Origin of the sequence: Limosilactobacillus pontis DSM 8475, assembly GCF_001435345.1 — a bacterium.
In the GTDB taxonomy this organism is placed as follows: Bacteria; Bacillota; Bacilli; order Lactobacillales; family Lactobacillaceae; genus Limosilactobacillus; species Limosilactobacillus pontis.
Genome location: NZ_AZGO01000017.1, coordinates 1 through 983, shown reverse-complemented (window position 1 = coordinate 983; position 983 = coordinate 1). Strand labels below are relative to the sequence as shown.

General features: G+C 40.3%; 1 protein-coding gene. It reads right to left on the bottom strand.

Annotation, left to right across the window (positions count from 1 at the left end):
• On the bottom strand, positions 1-983 hold a 983-nt coding region (gene tnpC / locus FD34_RS01310), incomplete at both ends, for an IS66 family transposase (protein ID WP_083479766.1).

The window sequence follows — 983 nt, the reverse complement described above, 5'->3', positions numbered from 1 at the left end:
TTGGGTAGTCGATCAAACAGGTATTTGAAATACTTATATACATTTAGTTTATTAATTTTTGCTGTTGCCACTAACGTGTAATAAATCGCATTAGCTTCAGCTCCACGAACGCTTTTCGCAAACAAGCAGTTCTTACGAACCAAGGTTGTAAAACGGATCTCTCCTTCTAGCGAGTTATTGCTTAGGGGGATTTGTCCATTTTCAAAAATCCGATATACTCTTGTCCGAAGCTTTAAGGCATTCTTGATGGCTGCACACAGCCGGCCCTGTGGTGAAGTGATACTTCCCAAGTACTGGTAAAACCTATCAAGCAACGGCTTCACATGAGTAATTCTTTGCTGCCGCTTTTCCTCTTCAGTTTGATATACTAATCCGTTTTCCTTATGGAAAACGGCCCCGAGTAGTTTTACCGCATGGAGAGCTTTCGAATACTTTAATTGCTTCTTACTCAGTAATTTAGTGATTCGAATAAACTCCCGACGAATATGAACTAAGCACGAGCCAAATCGGGCATTGGGATATAAACAATTACTGTAACCGACATAGCCATCACACATGATAAAGCCCGGATAGTTCTGTCCGATAATATCGCCAATTACTTTTCCTGAGCGTGTATTACGATAGTGAAAAATCACCATCTGATGACGACTAAATTCGCTCGTGGTCTTGGTTGCCCAAAAATAGCTGGTATTTTTAGCTTCGTCAATGACCTTAAATGGCGTTTCATCCATTTGAATTACGTTTTCACCTTGCATTAATTGGGTTAGCCGTTCATACAGTGGCTTCAAGTATGTTTGACTAACTGTAATGATATTAGTGGCGAGTTGACGACCGCTAACTGGCAAACCAACGGCTTGCCAAAGCTTTACTTGTCGATGAAAGGGTAAAGCTAAGGCAAATTTATATTCAGCTACTTTAGCCAAAATACTACTGGAAACATAACTGTGAGGCAATAATGATTGTGGCATCTGGCTACTAATGAT